Source organism: Streptomyces sp. SID4985, from assembly GCF_009863025.1.
Classification (GTDB): Bacteria; Actinomycetota; Actinomycetes; order Streptomycetales; family Streptomycetaceae; genus Streptomyces.
The window spans coordinates 19,472-35,776 of record NZ_WWIR01000441.1 but is presented as its reverse complement, the minus strand read 5'-3'; the positions used below and the strand labels follow the sequence as shown (position 1 = coordinate 35,776).

The following is a 16,305-nucleotide window of genomic DNA, read 5'->3' as shown; positions in this document are numbered from 1 at the left end:
CGCGGGCCTCCGCCATGGCGCGCCCGGCGCGCCCCTCCGGCACCACCCGGCGCAGGCCGGCGAGCCGCCGTGTACGTCCTGTCATTCCCGTCCCATGTCCCGGTGTACGACCACCGTCTCCACGCCCTCTGCCGCCAGACGCGCGGCGAGCTTCTCCGACATCGCTACCGAGCGGTGCTTTCCGCCGGTACAGCCGATGGCGATGGTCACATACCGCTTGCCCTCGCGCCGATACCCGGCCGCGATCAGGCGCAGCAGCTCGGCGTAGCGGTCGAGGAACTCCTTGGCGCCGGGCTGGTTGAAGACGTAGGAGGCGACCTCCTCGTTGACCCCCGTGAAGGGGCGCAGCTCCGGCACCCAGTGCGGGTTGGGCAGGAAGCGCATGTCGGCGACGAGGTCGGCGTCGACCGGCAGCCCGTACTTGAAGCCGAAGGACATCACCGTGGCCCGCAGCTCCGGCTCCTCCTCACCGGCGAACTGGGCGTCCATCTTGGCGCGCAGTTCGTGCACGTTGAGGCTGGAGGTGTCTATCACCAGGTCGGCGTCGCCGCGCAGCTCGCGCAGCAGCTCGCGCTCGGCCGCGATGCCGTCGACGATCCGGCCGTCGCCCTGAAGGGGGTGCGGGCGGCGGACCGACTCGAAGCGGCGCACCAGGGCCTCGTCGGAGGACTCCAGGAAGACGATCCGCCGGGTGACGCCCCGGCCGTCGAGGTCGGCGAGGGACTCGCGGAGGTTGTCGAAGAAGCGGCGGCCGCGCACGTCGACGACGACCGCGATCCGGGCCACGTTGCCCTGGGAGCGGGCGCCCAGCTCCACCATGGTCGGGATCAGCGCGGGCGGGAGGTTGTCCACGACGAACCAGCCGAGGTCCTCCAGGCACTTGGCCGCGGTGGACCGGCCCGCTCCGGACATCCCGGAGATGATCACCAGCTCCGGGATGGCCGCTTCCTGGGCCCCGTTCGCCGTACCGTCCGTACTCACCTGTGCTCCGTTCTCGTCGGCCGCTTCCCGTGGCCGTGCCTCGCCCGCCTTCCCCTGCGCGCGTTCGCTCCGCGTGGGTCCCGTGTCGTGCTCGGTCATCTCTCCTGCCCCCGTCGGTCGTCCGGGAGACCCGCGCTCACGGGCTCTCCGGGGGAACCCGCCGTCGTGCCGGGTTCCTCGTCATCGATGATCTCTCCGGTCGCCGTGTTCACGGCGGGCCCGGCCGGGACGGCGCGCGCGAGTGCCGCGGCGATGGTCTCGGCCGTCTTCCGGCCTATGCCGGGTACTTCCTGGATCTGCTCGATCGTGGCGGCGCGCAGCCGCTTGACCGAGCCGAAGTGCTTGAGGAGGGCCTGCTTGCGGGTGTCGCCGAGGCCGGGTACGTCGTCCAGCGGGCCGGAGCGCAGGCGCTTGGCCCGCTTGGTCCGCTGGTAGGTGATGGCGAAGCGGTGGGCCTCGTCGCGCACGCGCTGGAGCAGGTAGAGGCCCTCGCTGCTGCGGGGCAGCACCACCGGGTCGTCCTCGCCGGGCACCCAGACCTCCTCCAGGCGCTTGGCGAGGCCGCACACGGCGATGTCGTCGATCCCCAGCTCGTCCAGCGCCCGCCGGGCCGCCGCGACCTGCGGCTGCCCGCCGTCGACCACGACGAGCTGCGGCGGATAGGCGAACTTCCGGGGGCGGCCGTCGTCGTCCTTGAGCGGGTCGGCGAAGAGATCGCCGTCCTGACCGGGGCCGGGGAGGGGGAGGGGGGCAGCGGCCTGGGCAGGGCCAGGGAGGGGAGCGCTGTCCTGGGCGGGAGCGGGCAGCGGGGCGCCGTCGGCACCGGTGGGGAGGGGGCGCGGGGTGCCGTCGGTGAGGGGCGCGCTGTCGGTGTGCGGGGCGCCGTCCACGGGAGCCGGGCTGCCGGTGAGGGGCGCGCCGTCAGTGGGCGAGGCGCCGTCGGCGGAAGCCGGGCTGCCGGTGAGGGTGTCGTCGGCGCCGGACGGGCCGTTGCCGGCAGGTGCGCTGTCCGTGAGCGAGACCCCGCCGTCCGCCGGGGTGTCCTCCCCCGCCGTCCACTCCCCGGACCGCTCCTTCTCGGCGAGGTAGCGCCGGAAGCGGCGGGTGATCACCTCGTGCATGGAGCGGACGTCGTCCTGGCCCGCGAAGCCCTTGATCTGGAAGCGGCGGTACTCGTTCTTGCGCTGGAGGCCGTCCTCGAAGACGACCATGGAGGCGACCACGTCGTCGCCCTGGAGGTGCGAGATGTCGTAGCACTCGATGCGCAGCGGGGCGCTGTCCAGGCCGAGGGCGTCGGCGATCTCCTCCAGGGCGCGCGAGCGCGTGGTCAGGTCGGAGGCGCGCCTGGTCTTGTGCAGGGCGAGGGCCTGCTGGGCGTTGCGCTCCACGGTCTCCATGAGCGCCTTCTTGTCGCCGCGCTGCGGGATGCGCAGCGACACGTTCGACCCGCGCCTGCCGGTCAGCCACTCCTGGACCGGCTCCACCGGGTCGGGCAACGCCGGGACCAGCACCTCCTTGGGCACCGAGTCCCCGCTCTCCTCGCCGTAGAGCTGCTGGAGGGCGTGCTCGACGAGGGCGCCGGTGGTGATCTCCTCGACCTTGTCGGTGACCCAGCCGCGCTGTCCGCGCACCCGGCCGCCGCGCACGTGGAAGATCTGGACGGCGGCCTCCAGCTCGTCCTCGGCGACGGCGATGAGATCGGCGTCGGTCGCGTCGGCGAGCACGACCGCGTTCTTCTCCATGGCCTTCTTCAGGGCGACGATGTCGTCGCGCAGGCGGGCCGCCCGCTCGTACTCCATCTCGTCGGCCGCCTCGGCCATCTGCTTCTCCAGGCGGCGCAGATAGGTGCCGGTGCGGCCCGCCATGAAGTCGCAGAACTCCTCGGCCAGCTCCTTGTGGTCCTCGGGGGAGATCCGGTCGACGCACGGCGCGGAGCACTTGCCGATGTAGCCGAGCAGGCAGGGGCGGCCGGTGCGGGCGGCGTTCTTGAAGACCCCGGCGGAGCAGGTGCGCACCGGGAAGACGCGCAGCAGCAGGTCGACGGTGTCGCGGATGGCCCACGCGTGCGCGTACGGCCCGAAGTACCGCACGCCCTTCTTCTTGTGACCGCGCATCACCTGGACGCGCGGGAACTCCTCGTTCATGGTCACCGCGAGGTACGGGTAGCTCTTGTCGTCGCGGTACTTGACGTTGAACCGGGGGTCGTACTCCTTGATCCAGGAGTACTCCAGCTGAAGCGCCTCGACCTCCGTGGACACCACGGTCCACTCCACGGACGCGGCGGTGGTGACCATCGACCGGGTGCGGGGGTGCAGGTTCGCCAGATCCTGGAAGTAGTTGGCCAGGCGCTGGCGCAGGCTTTTGGCCTTTCCGACGTAGATCACCCGGCGGTGCTCGTCGCGGAATCGGTACACCCCCGGGGAGTCCGGGATGTCTCCCGGCCTGGGGCGGTAGCTGGAGGGGTCGGCCATGTCTCACACCCTACTGGCGAGGACCGACACCGCGTCGGGCCTGTGGACAACGCCGGCACCCGTACGGCGCACCGGCCCGGCCGGCGGGTGGGCACGGGGTGACGGCGGGGTGACGGGAGCGTTGCGGGAGGGCGCTCCCGGGGGCTGTCACGGGCCCCGCGCGGGGCGTCGTACGGGGGTGGCGTGTGGGCCACCGCACTGTCCGAGGTGTTGTCGGGTCCAAGTCAACACGCTTCAATGCGGGGGAACTCGGGGCGGCGCCCGCACGGCGCACGCGCACAGCGTGCCCGCCTGCGCTCGCGCCCCGGTGCCCCACGGGGTGGCAGCAGAACCCCGCGCCTCGGTCTGACCAGCCGAGGTGACACCTCACAGAAAGGCTTCTGTGCATGTGGCATGTCACAGAGCACACGGACGCCGCCGCTCCCCCGGACGTGCCCGAGCTGGACACGGTCCTGCGCGGCGGCCCCTTCCACGTGGCGCTGCGCGCCGCGATCGCCGCGCGCGGGCTGCCGCTCCAGCGTGTGCAGCACCATCTGACCCGCCACGGGGTCAAGGTGGGCCTGACCAGCCTGAGTTACTGGCAGCAGGGGGCGCGCCGACCGCAGCGCCCCGAGTCGCTGCGGGCCGTACGCGCACTGGAGGAGATCCTGCGGCTGCCGGAGGAGTCCCTGATCCGGCTGCTCGCCGAGTCCGGTGACCGCTCCGTGCACGGGCGCCCGGCGACCCGCTCGTACCGCTCCCTGCTGGAGACCTCCGGGGTGCTGCGCCGCCTCCAGGCCGAGCTGGGCTGGGCCTCCGACGGCGGCCTGCACGTCCTCGGCCACCATGAACGCGTCCGGATCGGCACCCGGCGCGAGCTGGCGGCCCGCGAGTCCGAGCACATCGTGCGCGCCCACCGCGACGGCGTGGACCGCTTCGTCGCCGTCCACCAGGGCGACCCCGGCTGCGACCCGCGGGGCATGGCCGTCCGCGCCCTGGAGAACTGCCGCACCGGGCGTGTCCTGTTCGACCGGGACACGGGGGTCCTGGCCGCGGAGCTGCTCTTTGGCACTCCGCTGCGCCGGGGCGACACCTTCCTGTTCCGGTACGGCGTGGCCGACGGCACGGGCGGGGTCTCGCACGAGTACGTGCACCGGTTCGGCGCGCTGGGCGGCCAGTACGCGCTCCAGGTCCGTTTCGACAGCCCCACGCTGCCGGTGCGCTGCCACCGCTTCAGCCAGGTCTCCCCGGCAGCTCCGCGCGGCGGCCGCGTCGAGCTGCCGGTGACCCACCCGTACCGCAGCGTCCACGTGGTCGAGCCCCGGGTCCGGCCGGGGATGGTGGGGATCGCCTGGGAGTGGGAGGGGCCGACGGCAGGTCCGGCGGAGGGAGCGGCGCAGGCTTAAGGAGCGGCGCAGGCTCGGCCGGGTCCGGTCCCGCCGACCGGGGCGGGGGTCAGGCTTCGGGGCCCGCGACGATCCGGCCCGCCGAGACCTTCACCGGCAGTTCGTTCAGCGGCACGGTGGCCGGGGCCGCGAGCACCTTGCCGGTCGCGGCGTCGAACTCGCTGCCGTGGCAGGGGCAGGTCAGGGTCGTGCCCTGGAGCTTGTTGATCGCGCAGCCCGCGTGCGTGCAGATCGTGCTGTACGCCTTCAGGGCGCCGTCGGCACCCCTGCTGACGACCACGTTGTGGTCCCGGTAGAGCTTGGCCCCGCCCTTGGCCAGCTCGCTCTCCGCGCCGAGGTCGACGGGGGCGGTCGGGGTCGGCGCGGGAGAACCGCCCGGCGCCGCGCAGGCGGCCAGGCCGAGCCCGGCGACCGGGGCCACGGCGGCCCCTCGAAGGACGGTACGACGGCTCGCGGACGGCTGGGCCGGCATCAGGCTCTCCACAGGTCAGACGGTGTGCGGCCCGACGATACCCGGGCAGAGCGGACCGACCCGGGGCGGGGCCACCGGGGCGACGCCGGGACGGCTCCGGAGCGGGGAGCACCGGCGAGTCCGGACGGGCAGCCGCATCTCCCGCTCGCAAGCGCTTGCGCAAGCGTTTACGGCTGGGTGGTGGATGGGATACCTTCCCGCCCGGAGAGCTCTCGGCCGGTCGCGCCGGGTGTTCGCCACGGGTACGGACCACCGACGGTCCGTCCTCAGCCAGGAGGGCTCACCCGTGCCCCCGGCGGACACCCCGGGGAGGGAACCGCGATGCCCACCATGGCCGACGTCGCCCGGCGCGCCGGAGTCTCCGTGGCGACCGTGTCCCACGTGCTCAACGACACGCGCCCGGTCCTGCCCCACACCCGTCAGGCCGTCCTGGACGCGGTGGACGCCCTCGGCTACACCCCGAACACCCTCGCGCGCTCCCTGGTGACCTCCCGCACCCGGTCCATAGGGCTCGCGGTGTCCGCGATCAGCAATCCGTACTTCACCGAGATCCTCCAGGGCGTCGAGGCCGCCGCCCTCGCGGAGGGCTACAGCCTTCTCATCGCCGACCCGCACGACGACCCCGAGCACGAGCTGAAGGTCGTACAACTGCTGCACGAGCGCCGGGTGGACGGCATGATCGTCGCCCCCTCGGCCCGGCCGGACGAGCTGGTGGCCTACCTCCGCCGCCAGGCCGTGCCGACGGTGTTCCTGGACCGTGTGATCACGCGGGACGACGACGATGACAGTGACAGCGGCAGCGGCGAGGGCGACGGCGAGGTGGCCGAGAGACCCGCCGGACCCGGCCGCGAGGGTCAACTCACGTCACATGCGGGCGGTTTCGATCAGGTCTGCGCGGAGAACAGCGAGCCGATGGCCGGACTGGTCACCCATCTCGCCGGTCTCGGCCACCGCCGCATCGGTCTGATCGCCGGGCTGCCCGGCCTGAGCACCACCAGCGAGCGGATCACCGGCTACCGCCGGGGCCTGGCCGCCGCCGGGCTCCCCTACGACGCGGACCTGGTCGTGTCCGGCAGTTCCGAGTCGGCCGCCGCCGAGCGCGCGACGGCCGACCTGCTCTCCCGGCCCGCCGCGCCCACGGCCCTCGTCACCGCCAACAACGCGATGACCATCGGCACCCTGCGCGCCCTGCGCGAGCGGGGGCTGAGCGTGCCGGGCGACATCGCCCTGTGCTCCTTCGACGACTTCGCCTGGGCCGACCTCTTCTCGCCCCGGCTCACCGCCGTCGCGCAGCCCAGCCGCGAGATGGGCGCCCGGGCCGTACAGGTGCTGCTCGACCGCCTGGCCGCGCCGGACCGGCCGACCAGGACCGTCCGGCTGCCCTGCGCCTTCGTCCACCGCACCTCCTGCGGATGCCCGGAGGAGGTGCGCGGCGGGGCCGAGGGCAACGGCACGCACCCGGCCGGGGAGAACGACGCGCGCCCCGCCGGGGTGAACACGGAAGCATCCGCGCAGTCCGAGAAGGGAACCACCACGTGATCGTCGTCGCCGGTGAGGCACTGATCGACCTGGTACCGCAGGGCCCCGGCGCCCTGGCCGGCCTCAAGCCCGCGCTCGGCGGCGGCCCGTACAACACGGCCGTGGCCCTCGGCCGCCTGGGCTCCCCCACCGCCTTCGCTTCCCGCACCTCGCACGACGCCTTCGGGGAGGCCCTGCTCGACGGGCTGCGGCAGGCGGGCGTGGACGTGTCCGGGGTGCAACGCGGTCCGGAGCCCACCACTCTGGCGGTGGCCACGATCGACTCCGACGGCTCGGCCGCCTACTCCTTCTACGTGCAGGGCACCGCCGACCGCCTGTTCACCGCCCCGCCCGAACTCCCCGCCGGTACCCGCGCGGTGTCCTTCGGCACCTGCTCGCTCGTCCTGGAGCCCGGGGCGAGCGCGTACTCGGAGCTGATGCGGACCGCCGCCGGCCAGGGGCTGTTCACCGCGCTCGACCCCAACATCCGCGCGGGGCTGATCCCGGACGCGGACGCCTACCGGGCCCGCTTCCGCGCCTGGCTGCCCTCGGTGACGCTGCTGAAGCTGTCCGAGGAGGACGCGGCGTGGCTCGGCGGCAGCCCGGCCGGGTGGCTGGCCGCCGGTCCGTCGGCCGTCGTGCTCACCCGGGGCGGCGACGGCCTCACCGTCTTCACTCGGGACGGCGCGGAGTACTCCGTGCCCGGTGAGAAGGTCGACGTCGTGGACACCATCGGTGCCGGTGACACCGTGAACGCGGCCCTGCTGCACGGTCTTTCGGCCCAGGACGCGCTGTCCGCGCGGGCGCTGGCCGGGCTCGGCGCCGACGGCTGGCACCGGCTGCTGCGCTTCGCCGCCCGCGCCGCGGCGCTCACCTGCTCCCGGGCGGGGGCGGAGCCGCCGTACGCGGCGGAGCTGGGTGGCTGGTGACCCGGTCCCGGGCCGTGCGGCCCGGATGTCTGACGGTGGAGCGAGTGGTGCCCCCGGGAAAGTTCCCCGGAGGCACCACTTTCTGACGAATCGTCAGCCGACAGACGTCAGGCCTTGCGGGCCCGCGTCGTCTTCTTCGCAGCCACCGTCGTCTTCTTCGCAGCCGCCGCCTTCTTCGTCGCAGCCGTGGTCTTCTTGGCCGCGGCGGCCTTCTTGGTGGCGGTGCTGTCGACCTTGGCGGTCGCCGTCCTGGCGGTCGTGGTCTTCTTCGCGGCCACCGTCTTGGCCGTCTTGCGTGCCGTCGTGGCGCGCTTCTTGACCGGCTCCGCGTCGCTGACCCGGTCGGCGCCCAGAACCTCGCGCAGGAACTTGCCGGTGTGGCTGGCCGGAACCGCCGCGACCTCCTCGGGCGTGCCCTCGGCGACCACGATGCCGCCTCCGGCGCCGCCCTCCGGACCCATGTCGATGAGCCAGTCGGCGGTCTTGATCACATCGAGGTTGTGCTCGATGACGATGACCGAGTTGCCCTTGTCCACCAGGCCGGAGAGCACCTTCAGGAGCTTGCTGATGTCCTCGAAGTGCAGACCGGTGGTCGGCTCGTCCAGAACGTAGACCGTGCGGCCGGTGGAGCGCTTCTGGAGCTCGCTGGCGAGCTTGACGCGCTGTGCCTCACCGCCGGACAGGGTGGTGGCGGACTGTCCCAGCCGGACGTAGCCGAGGCCGACGTCCTTCAGGGTGCGCAGATGCCGGGAGATCGCGGGGACGGCCTCGAAGAACTCCGTCGCCTCCTCGATCGGCATGTTCAGCACGTCGGCGATGGACTTGCCCTTGTAGTGGACCTCCAGGGTCTCCCGGTTGTACCGGGCGCCGTGGCAGACCTCGCACGGGACGTACACGTCCGGGAGGAAGTTCATCTCGATCTTGATCGTGCCGTCGCCCGCGCAGTTCTCGCAGCGGCCGCCCTTGACGTTGAAGGAGAAGCGGCCGGGCAGGTAGCCCCGGACCTTCGCCTCGGTGGTCTCCGCGAAGAGTCTGCGGACGTGGTCGAAGACGCCGGTGTACGTCGCCGGGTTGGATCGGGGGGTGCGGCCGATGGGCGACTGGTCGACGTGCACGACCTTGTCCACCAGGTCGTCGCCGTCCACGCGCGTGTGCCGTCCGGGGACGTTGCGCGCGCCGTTCAGCTCACGGGCCAGGTGGGTGTAGAGGATGTCGTTGACCAGCGTGGACTTGCCCGAGCCGGACACGCCCGTGACGGCCGTGAACACGCCCAGCGGGAAGGCCACGTCGATGTCCCGCAGGTTGTTCTCGCGGGCGCCGCGCACGACGAGCTGCCGGCCCGGGTCGATCGGGCGGCGGATGTCCGGGAGCGGGATGGCCTTGCGGCCCGAGAGGTACTGCCCGGTCTGCGACTCGGTGTTGGCGAGCAGCTCCTTGAGGTCACCGCTGTGCACGACCTTGCCGCCGTGCTCACCGGCGCCGGGGCCGATGTCCACGATCCAGTCGGCGACCTTGATGGTGTCCTCGTCGTGCTCGACCACGATGAGCGTGTTACCCATGTCGCGCAGCCGGACCAGGGTCTCGATCAGCCGGTGATTGTCCCGCTGGTGCAGGCCGATGGACGGCTCGTCCAGGACGTAGAGCACGCCGACCAGACCGGAGCCGATCTGCGTGGCCAGGCGGATGCGCTGGGCCTCGCCGCCGGAGAGGGTGCCCGCCGCGCGGTTGAGCGAGAGGTAGTCCAGGCCGACGTCGACCAGGAACCGCAGCCGCTCGTTGACCTCCTTCAGCACCCGCTCCGCGATCTTCTTGTCGCGGGCGTTCAGCTTCAGCTCGCCCAGGAAGTCCGCGCAGTCGCTGATCGACATGCCGGAGACCTCGGCGATCGACTTCCCCATGATCGTGACCGCGAGGACGATCGGCTTCAGTCGCGTGCCCTCGCAGGAGGGGCAGGGCACCTCGCGCATGTAGCCCTCGAAGCGCTCACGGCTGGAGTCGCTCTCGGCCTCGCTGTGCCGCCGCTTCACGAAGGGCACGGCGCCCTCGAAGGGCGTGGTGTAGCGCCGCTCGCGGCCGTACCGGTTGCGGTAGCGCACCTCGATCTGGGTCTTGTGGCCGTACAGCAGGGCCTTCTTGGCGCGCTGCGGCAGTCCGGCGAACGGGATGTCGGTGCGGAAGCCGAGCGCCTCCGCGAGGGCGCCGACCAGGCGGCCGAAGTAGTCCTTGGTGTGGCCGTGCGACCAGGGGTGGATCGCGCCCTCGTCGAGGGACTTCTCCTCGTCCGGGACGATCAGCTCCGGGTCGACCTCCATGCGGGTGCCGATGCCGGTGCACTCGGGGCAGGCGCCGAACGGCGAGTTGAAGGAGAAGGAGCGGGGCTCCAGCTCCTCGAAGGAGAGGTCGTCGTACGCGCAGTACAGATGCTCCGAGTACATGCGCTCGCGCTCGGGGTCGTCCTCGGGGAGGTCCACGAAGTCGAGCACGACCATGCCGCCGGACAGCCCGAGGGCGGTCTCCACGGAGTCGGTGAGACGGCGCTTGGCGGAGTCCTTCACCGTGAGGCGGTCGACGACCACCTCGATGGTGTGCTTCTCCTGCTTCTTCAGGGTCGGCGGCTCGGAGAGCTGGATGGTCTCGCCGTCCACCCGCGCGCGGGAGTAGCCCTTGGTCTGGAGCTCGGCGAAGAGGTCCACGAACTCGCCCTTGCGCTCGCGCACCAGCGGGGAGAGGACCTGGAAGCGGCTGCCCTCGGGCAGCTCCAGGACCTTGTCCACGATGGCCTGCGGCGACTGGCGCGCGATCGGACGGCCGCATTCGGGGCAGTGCGGCTTGCCCACGCGCGCGAAGAGCAGGCGCAGGTAGTCGTAGACCTCGGTGATGGTGCCGACCGTGGAGCGAGGGTTGCGGGAGGTCGACTTCTGGTCGATGGAGACGGCCGGGGAGAGGCCCTCGATGAAGTCGACGTCCGGCTTGTCCATCTGGCCGAGGAACTGCCGGGCGTACGAGGAGAGCGACTCCACGTAGCGGCGCTGGCCCTCGGCGAAGATCGTGTCGAAGGCCAGGGAGGACTTGCCCGACCCGGACAGGCCCGTGAAGACGATGAGTGCGTCACGCGGCAGGTCGAGCGAGACATTCTTCAGGTTGTGCTCGCGCGCGCCACGGACGATGAGACGGTCGGCCACGCCGGTCCGCACCTTTCTTGAGAGAAGTGACAGGGGCGGGGCCCCCGTGCTCTTCCAGGCTAGGGGGAGCCACTGACAACGCCGGTCGGATTCCCGGTTGCATAACAACCTCGGGGCCTTGAACATGCCCGGCGCCACTCACGACGATATAGCACGCGCTTTCGATTACCGGGCCAGGTTCGCCACCTTCACCCGAAGGAGTGGCGGGGCTAGGGTTCGGCGCATGATCGACGATGCTCATGACCTGGCATGTGTACACGCGGCGACGGAACGGCTCCTGAGCGATGCCGCCGGACTGGACAACGCGTCACTGGCCGAGCCGTCACGGCTTCCGGGCTGGAGTCGCGGACACGTCCTCGCCCATCTCTCCCGCAACGCCGACGCCCTCGTGAACGTCCTGGAGGGCCGCCCCATGTACACCGACGCCGCGACCCGCGACGCCGACATCGACCGTGACGCCCCGCGCCCGCCCGCCGCCCAGCTCGACGACCTGCGCGAGAGCGCCGACCGGTTCCGGCGCACGGCCGGGGCCCCGGAGGACCGCAATCGCGTCGTGGAGCTGCGCAACGGCGTCACCGACATCGCGGCCCGGGTGCCGTTCCGGCGGTGGGCCGAGGTCGAGCTGCACCATGTGGACCTCGGGACCGGCTACGAGCTGGAGGACCTCCCGGCGGAGTTCACCGAGCGGGAGACCGACTTCCTCACGGAGCGGTTCGCGGGGCACTCGGACGTCCCGTCGACGGTTCTGGTCTCCGACACGGGACGGACCCGGACGACCGGCGGCGGCGCCCCGGGCGGTCCGGTCACGGTAGAGGGACCGGCCGCCGAGCTGCTCGGCTGGCTCGCCGGCCGCCGCGACGGCTCCGCGCTGACGGTCCGGGGCGGGGCGCTGCCCGAACTGCCCCCGCTCTGAGGCCCCGGCTCCCGCCCCTCGGCGGACCACCGCACGCTCCCCCGCTATAGGCTGATCACCATGACGTACAGCGGCGAGGTCAAGGTCGGCGGACCGGCCGACGTGCACGAGCTCAAAGACCTGATGATCACGAAGATCGCGGTCGGCCCGATGAACAACAACGCCTATCTGCTGCGCTGCCGGGCCACCGACGAGCAGCTGCTGATCGACGCGGCCAACGACGCGCCCTCGCTCCTCGGCACGATCGGTGACGACGGCATCGCGTCCGTCGTCACCACGCATCAGCACGGCGACCACTGGCAGGCCCTCGCCGACGTCACCGCCGCCACGGGCGCGCGCACCTACGCAGGCCGCGAGGACGCCCCCGGCATCCCGGTCACCACGGACGTCCTGGTGGACGACGGCGACGTCATCCGCGTGGGACAGGTGGAACTCACCGCCCGCCACCTCGTCGGCCACACCCCGGGCTCCATCGCCCTGGTCTACGACGACCCGCACGGCCACCCGCACGTCTTCACCGGCGACTGCCTCTTCCCGGGCGGCGTCGGCAACACGCACCAGGACCCCGAGGCGTTCGCGAGCCTCATCCACGACGTGGAGACGAAGATCTTCGACGTGCTGCCCGACGAGACCTGGGTCTACCCCGGCCACGGCGACGACACCACCCTGGGCGCCGAGCGCCCGCACCTGCCGGAGTGGCACGCGCGCGGCTGGTGAGACGGCGCCCGGGCGCGCCCGCTACGCGTCCGCCCGCGCCGCCCCGGCCAGCGTGGCGACCCGCTCGACCGCGAAGACGTAACCCTGCACTCCGCAGCCCGCGATCACGCCGTCGGCGCGCAGCGAGACGTACGAGTGGTGCCGGAACGACTCGCGCTGGTGGATGTTGGAGATGTGCACCTCGACGACGGGCATCCCGTCGCAGGTGTTGAGCGCGTCCAGGATCGCGACCGAGGTGTGGGAGTAGGCCCCGGGGTTGATGACGATCCCGGCGTGGCCGAGCCGTGCCTCGTGGATCCAGTCCACCAGTTCGCCCTCATGGTTGGACTGCCGGAAGTCCACGGTGCCGCCGTACCGCGCCGCCGCCGCGACGCACATCGCCTCCACGTCGGCGAGCGTGTCCTTGCCGTAGATCTCGGGCTGCCGCTGGCCGAGGAGGTTCAGATTGGGCCCGTTGAGAATCATGATCGGGGCGCTGGCCAGGGTGCGGGGCACGGTTCCTCCGGTCCGTAAGGGGTGCGGTACGTCCACGACCGCTCGTCGGACCGGTCTATCACGGCGGCTTCGGGCGGTGCCGGACGGCTATGGATTGACCGCCAGCTCCAGGTAGGCCGCGAACACGACCAGGTGGACGCCGCCCTGGAGCGGGGTGGCGCGGCCGGGTACGACCGTCAGGGTGCCGACGATCACGGTCAGCGCGAGCAGCAGCATGTGCGTGGAGCCGAGGCCCAGCACGAGCGGGCCGGGCAGCCAGAAGGAGGCCAGGGCGACGGCGGGGATGGTCAGGCCGATGCTGGCCATGGCGGAGCCGAGCGCGAGGTTGAGGCTGGTCTGGACGCGGTCACGGCGGGCGGCGCGCAGGGCGGCGATCGTCTCGGGCAGCAGCACGAGCAGGGCGATGATCACGCCGACGACCGCATGGTGCAGCCCCGCCCGCTCCACCGCGGACTCGATGGTGGGCGACACCCCCTTGGCCAGGCCGACCACTCCCACCAGTGCGAGGCCGAGCAGACCGAGGCTGATCCAGGCGCGGCGGGCGGTCGGGGGCTCGGCGTGTCGGTCGGCGGCGATGATCTCGCCCTCCCGGGTGACCGGGAGGAAGTAGTCGCGGTGCCGCACGGTCTGGGTGGCCACGAACAGGCCGTAGAGGACGAGCGAGGACAGCGCGGCGAACGACAGTTGCACGCTGGAGAACTCGGGGCCGGGCTTGCTGGTGGTGAACGTCGGCAGGACGAGGCTGAGCGTGGCCAGGGTCGCCACCGTCGCGAGGGCCGCTCCGGTGCCCTCGGGGTTGAACACCGCCGTGCCGTGGTGCAGCGAGGCGACCAGGAGGCAGAGGCCGAGGATGCCGTTGCAGGTGATCATCACGGCGGCGAAGACGGTGTCCCGGGCCAGGGTGGCGCCCTTCTCTCCTCCGTCGATCATGAGGGTGACGATCAGCGCCACTTCGATGATCGTCACGGCGACGGCCAGCACCAGGGAGCCGAAGGGTTCGCCGACCCGGTGCGCGACGACCTCCGCGTGGTGCACGGCCGCGAGGACGGCCCCGGCGAGCACCAGGGTGACCAGCGCGACGAACCCCACGGGCAGCTCGCGCCCCCAGGTCAGGGCCAGCAGGACGATCGCGAGCACCGGCACGAGGAGCGTCCACCGTGCGGCGAGCGACCCGAGCCGAGTGATCATGCAGCGATGGTGGCAGAGACGGACACGCTTCGCATTCCGTCTCTGCCGGGCATCACTCCGGGTGCCGCCGCGGGCGTCAGGCGTCCACGTCGGCCTTCGCCTGGTCCTTGCCGCCCTTGCCCTCGGCCGCCTCCAGAGCCGCCTGCTTGCGGGTCGCGAGCAGGCTGGTGACCGTGGTGACGATCAGGACGCCGCAGATCACGCCGAGGGAGACCGGAATGCTGATCTCCGGGACGTGCACCCCGGACTCGTGCAGGGCGTGCAGCACCAGCTTGACACCGATGAAGCCCAGGATGATCGACAGGCCGTAGGACAGGTGCACCAGCTTGCTCAGCAGGCCGCCTATGAGGAAGTACAGCTGCCGCAGACCCATCAGGGCGAAGGCGTTGGCGGTGAAGACGATGTACGGGTCCTGGGTCAGGCCGAAGATCGCGGGGATCGAGTCCAGCGCGAAGAGCACGTCGGTGGTGCCGATGGCCAGCATCACGACCAGCATCGGGGTCATGACCCGCTTGCCGTTCTGCTGGATCCACAGCTTGGTGCCGTGGTAGCGGTCGGCCACGCCGAACCTGCGCTCCGCCGCCTTCAGCAGCTTGTTCTCTTCGTACTCCTCGTCGTCCTGACCGGACCGGGCGTCCTGGACGAGCTTCCAGGCGGTCCAGATCAGGAAGGCGCCGAAGATGAAGAACACCCAGGAGAAGCTGGCGATGATCGCGGCTCCGGCGGCGATGAAGACCGCCCGCAGGACCAGGGCTATGAGCACGCCGACGAGCAGCACGCGCTGCTGGTACCGCGTGGGGACGGCGAACTTCGCCATGATCAGGACGAAGACGAAGAGGTTGTCGACGCTCAGCGACTTCTCGGTGATGAAGCCGGCGAAGAACTCTCCGGCCGGGCGGCCGCCGCCGAAGACGAACAGACCGAGGCCGAAGAGTCCGGCCAGGGCGATCCAGACGGCCGTCCAGATGCCCGCTTCCTTGATGGAGACCTCGTGCGGCTTGCGGCCGATGAAGAAATCGACGGCGATCAGCGCGGCGAGGCCCGCGATGGTGAGGACCCAAAGGGTCACGGAGACTTCCACTGCACCTCCGGCATGGGGTAACGGCAAACACATCAGCTTGTCGCTGCTGCCGGAGGTCTCTTCCACCCGCTGTGCGGGCCGACGCCCCGGGACCATTCGGGTCCGTATTGACGGGTGCGCCGCGATGAGGAGTACTCCCCTCCGTACGGACGACAGTACCCCAATAGCCAAGGAACAGTAAAGAGAAAGGTAAAATAAAGATCAAGTGAGCAGGTCAGGACCCCTTTGCCAGCGCTTGATCATCCCTCCCTCTACAGGTGCGGCAGGATCGTCGGCATCAGGTCCTGGAAGGTGCGGCCCCGGGCCGGCTCGCCGAGCGCCGTCAGCTTCCAGCCCTGGCCCGCGCGGTGGACCTTGGCCATGATCTGGGCGGTGTACTCGCCGCCGCCCGCCAGTGTGTAGCGGGCCAGCTCCTGGCCATTGGTCTCGTCGACCAGACGGCAGAAGGCGTTCTCCACCTCCTGGAAGGTCTGGCCCGAGAACGAGTTCACCGTGAACACGATCTGGTCGATGTGGGCCGGGACGCGCTGGAGGTCCACGAGGACGGCCTCGTCGTCCCCGCCGTGGCCGACGCCGCCGACCAGGTTGTCCCCGGTGTGCCGGACCGAGCCGTCGTCGCTCACGAGGTGGCGGAAGAAGACGACGTCGACCGGCTGCTTCTCGGAGAAGAGGACCGCCGAGGCGTCCAGGTCGATCTCGCGGGTGCGCGAGCCGAACAGGCCGCGCCGCTTGGCCGCCTGCCAGCCGAGGCCCATGCGGACCGCGGTCAGGCTGGCCCCGTCCTGCTTCTCCAGACTGATGGCCTGGCCCTTGGACAAGTTGACGGACACGGCTGAATCCCCTCTCGGCGTTTCCCCTGTTGCCGCGTGTCACGCGGTTGTCAGGAACCCTACGCAGGGGCACCGGACGTGCCGACCCCCGCCCCGCGCTTTGTGTCGGTGTTGCAACACATCGCACACGGGCGGGGGCCGGA

13 protein-coding genes are annotated in these 16,305 nt (G+C 71.5%); 5 read left to right on the top strand and 8 right to left on the bottom strand.

The window, feature by feature from the left end; translation table 11 throughout:
* Positions 1–81: 81 nt before the first annotated feature.
* A complete protein-coding gene (rapZ, locus tag GTW40_RS19255) occupies positions 82–1,080 on the bottom strand; it encodes an RNase adapter RapZ (RefSeq protein WP_161181437.1) in 999 nt (332 codons plus the stop codon).
* Positions 1,077–3,452: an excinuclease ABC subunit UvrC gene (gene uvrC, locus GTW40_RS19250; RefSeq protein WP_161181436.1), complete on the bottom strand. Its 2,376-nt coding sequence runs from the start codon at positions 3,450–3,452 to the stop codon at positions 1,077–1,079. Before uvrC ends, rapZ begins: the two co-directional genes overlap by 4 nt.
* A 386-nt stretch (positions 3,453–3,838) precedes the next feature.
* On the opposite strand from uvrC, the gene GTW40_RS19245 reads away from it, so the two are divergent.
* Positions 3,839–4,837, top strand: a complete 999-nt coding sequence (locus GTW40_RS19245) for a hypothetical protein (protein WP_161181435.1) — start codon at positions 3,839–3,841, stop codon at positions 4,835–4,837.
* Between the two features lie 49 nt (positions 4,838–4,886).
* On the opposite strand, the gene GTW40_RS19240 is transcribed toward GTW40_RS19245, so the two are convergent.
* Positions 4,887–5,309: a Rieske (2Fe-2S) protein gene (locus GTW40_RS19240; RefSeq protein ID WP_161181439.1), complete on the bottom strand. Its 423-nt coding sequence runs from the start codon at positions 5,307–5,309 to the stop codon at positions 4,887–4,889.
* A gap of 321 nt (positions 5,310–5,630) precedes the next feature.
* On the opposite strand from GTW40_RS19240, the gene GTW40_RS19235 reads away from it, so the two are divergent.
* Positions 5,631–6,848, top strand: a complete 1,218-nt coding sequence (locus tag GTW40_RS19235; RefSeq protein ID WP_161181434.1) for a LacI family DNA-binding transcriptional regulator — start codon at positions 5,631–5,633, stop codon at positions 6,846–6,848.
* Positions 6,845–7,756: a carbohydrate kinase gene (locus tag GTW40_RS19230; RefSeq protein ID WP_161181433.1), complete on the top strand. Its 912-nt coding sequence runs from the start codon at positions 6,845–6,847 to the stop codon at positions 7,754–7,756. Before GTW40_RS19235 ends, GTW40_RS19230 begins: the two co-directional genes overlap by 4 nt.
* A gap of 107 nt (positions 7,757–7,863) precedes the next feature.
* Here GTW40_RS19230 and uvrA read toward each other — a convergent pair whose 3' ends face one another.
* A complete protein-coding gene (gene uvrA / locus GTW40_RS19225) occupies positions 7,864–10,938 on the bottom strand; it encodes an excinuclease ABC subunit UvrA (protein ID WP_161181432.1) in 3,075 nt (1,024 codons plus the stop codon).
* A gap of 223 nt (positions 10,939–11,161) precedes the next feature.
* Here uvrA and GTW40_RS19220 point away from each other — a divergent pair, with 223 nt between their 5' ends.
* Together GTW40_RS19220 and GTW40_RS19215 are read left to right on the top strand one after the other, a co-directional pair.
* The gene (locus GTW40_RS19220) at positions 11,162–11,851 is read left to right on the top strand and encodes a maleylpyruvate isomerase family mycothiol-dependent enzyme (protein ID WP_161181431.1); all 690 of its coding nucleotides are present in this window, start codon (positions 11,162–11,164) and stop codon (positions 11,849–11,851) included.
* Positions 11,852–11,911: 60 nt separating this feature from the next.
* Positions 11,912–12,568 (top strand): MBL fold metallo-hydrolase, encoded by a 657-nt coding sequence (locus GTW40_RS19215; RefSeq protein WP_161181430.1) that lies wholly within the window; start codon positions 11,912–11,914, stop codon positions 12,566–12,568.
* 21 nt (positions 12,569–12,589) lie between these two features.
* Here GTW40_RS19215 and aroQ read toward each other — a convergent pair whose 3' ends face one another.
* The 4 genes from aroQ to GTW40_RS19195 all read right to left on the bottom strand — a co-directional run bounded on the left by aroQ (position 12,590) and on the right by GTW40_RS19195 (position 16,162).
* Complete coding sequence (gene aroQ, locus GTW40_RS19210; protein ID WP_018545733.1) at positions 12,590–13,063, bottom strand: type II 3-dehydroquinate dehydratase; 474 nt, start codon at positions 13,061–13,063, stop codon at positions 12,590–12,592.
* 87 nt (positions 13,064–13,150) lie between these two features.
* The gene (locus tag GTW40_RS19205; protein ID WP_161181429.1) at positions 13,151–14,251 is read right to left on the bottom strand and encodes an ionic transporter y4hA; all 1,101 of its coding nucleotides are present in this window, start codon (positions 14,249–14,251) and stop codon (positions 13,151–13,153) included.
* A gap of 76 nt (positions 14,252–14,327) precedes the next feature.
* A complete protein-coding gene (locus GTW40_RS19200) occupies positions 14,328–15,332 on the bottom strand; it encodes a TerC family protein (RefSeq protein ID WP_161181428.1) in 1,005 nt (334 codons plus the stop codon).
* A gap of 251 nt (positions 15,333–15,583) precedes the next feature.
* On the bottom strand, positions 15,584–16,162 hold the full coding sequence (locus tag GTW40_RS19195) for a TerD family protein (RefSeq protein ID WP_161181427.1): 579 nt from the start codon (positions 16,160–16,162) through the stop codon (positions 15,584–15,586).
* Positions 16,163–16,305: the final 143 nt, after the last annotated feature.

Bases quoted from the DNA above. Each gene is read 5' to 3' on its own strand.
- rapZ (WP_161181437.1), bottom strand. From the start codon at position 1,080: ATGACCGAGCACGACACGGGACCCACGCGGAGCGAACGCGCGCAGGGG.
- uvrC (WP_161181436.1), bottom strand. From the start codon at position 3,452: ATGGCCGACCCCTCCAGCTACCGCCCCAGGCCGGGAGACATCCCGGAC.
- GTW40_RS19245 (WP_161181435.1), top strand. From the start codon at position 3,839: ATGTGGCATGTCACAGAGCACACGGACGCCGCCGCTCCCCCGGACGTG.
- GTW40_RS19240 (WP_161181439.1), bottom strand. From the start codon at position 5,309: ATGCCGGCCCAGCCGTCCGCGAGCCGTCGTACCGTCCTTCGAGGGGCC.
- GTW40_RS19235 (WP_161181434.1), top strand. From the start codon at position 5,631: ATGCCCACCATGGCCGACGTCGCCCGGCGCGCCGGAGTCTCCGTGGCG.
- GTW40_RS19220 (WP_161181431.1), top strand. From the start codon at position 11,162: ATGATCGACGATGCTCATGACCTGGCATGTGTACACGCGGCGACGGAA.
- GTW40_RS19215 (WP_161181430.1), top strand. From the start codon at position 11,912: ATGACGTACAGCGGCGAGGTCAAGGTCGGCGGACCGGCCGACGTGCAC.
- GTW40_RS19205 (WP_161181429.1), bottom strand. From the start codon at position 14,251: ATGATCACTCGGCTCGGGTCGCTCGCCGCACGGTGGACGCTCCTCGTG.